The 1,161-nt window shown below is 48.9% G+C and carries 1 protein-coding gene; it reads left to right on the top strand.

Annotated elements, in window-relative coordinates; genetic code table 11:
* The coding region (locus tag QUA44_RS30565; protein WP_333276889.1) for an IS4 family transposase at positions 1–1,159 on the top strand (1,159 nt) is incomplete at its 5' end.
* Positions 1,160–1,161: the final 2 nt, after the last annotated feature.

The following is a 1,161-nucleotide window of genomic DNA, read 5'->3' as shown; positions in this document are numbered from 1 at the left end:
TGATACGAGTGAGATTAACTTACAGTCTCATCAAGGTAGGTTAAAACCAGAAGGAGTGGGCGTAGTCGGGAACAACACAGATGTGGGATTTTTCATTCATCCAACTCTAGTGGTGGATGCTCAAAACGGTTTCCCGCTGGGGCTGAGCAACGTGCAGCTCTGGACGAGAGCAGCAAACAGACCCGACAAACACGAACGGAAATATTCTCAGCGACCAATCGAACAGAAAGAATCTTACAAATGGTTAGCCGCCGCTGAACGCAGCCAACGCTGCTTGATGCTTGGGGATGCGCGATTAGTCACTCATATAGGCGACCGCGAAGCTGACCTATATGAAGAATGGGCGACAGTCCCAGATCGTTACAACCATGTTCTAGTCAGAGTTTATCAAGATCGGTGCCTGTTTGGTCAGCCACAATCTCTTTACACTCATCTGTCCGCCCAGCCCTGTGTTGGTACCTACAGGATCATGGTCACAGCCGACCCTCGCCGTGGGCGCACAGCGCGAGAGGCGTTATTGAGTGTCCGTCATACTTCGGTTCAAATTCAACGCCCAGCCAATCTTAGTCGAGAAGATTACCCTCCAAGTATTACTCTTTATGCGGTAGAAGCTCTGGAAGTTAACCCTCCACTCGGTCAATCACCCATACATTGGCGATTGATGACTACTCACTCAATTATGTTATTTGAACAAGCTTTACAGGTGATTAAGTGGTACTGCTGGCGATGGCGCATCGAGCAGTTATTTGCCATGCTCAAAACGGTTGGTTTAGATATCGAGACCAGTCAACTTGAGTCAATCGCTGCGATTCAACGTCTGACTATCTTGGCTTTGTCCGTTGCTGTCGGCACCGGCAAGATGGTTGAAGGACGAGACAATCCAGCAATTCCCGCATCGGTGACTTTCTCTGACCAACAACAGCAATGTCTTGCCCAGCTTGCACCGACTCTCGAAGGTCGCACTCAAAAACAACAAAATCCCTATCCTCTAGCCACTTTGCCTTGGGCAACTTGGTTAATTGCTAGGCTTGGTGGCTGGTCTTCTTATCGCTCTCAAAGACCCCCTGGTCTACCTACCTTTGTACATGGTCTTCAACAGTTTGAAGCTATCTTCATTGGTTGGAAAACCGCTCTAGCTGGACTTGTGTGTACACGGTAGCT

It is taken from the genome of Microcoleus sp. N9_A2 (genome assembly GCF_036701775.1).
In the GTDB taxonomy this organism is placed as follows: Bacteria; Cyanobacteriota; Cyanobacteriia; order Cyanobacteriales; family Microcoleaceae; genus Microcoleus.
Note: the sequence above shows the minus strand (reverse complement) of the source record. Positions and strands in the feature narration are given on the sequence as shown.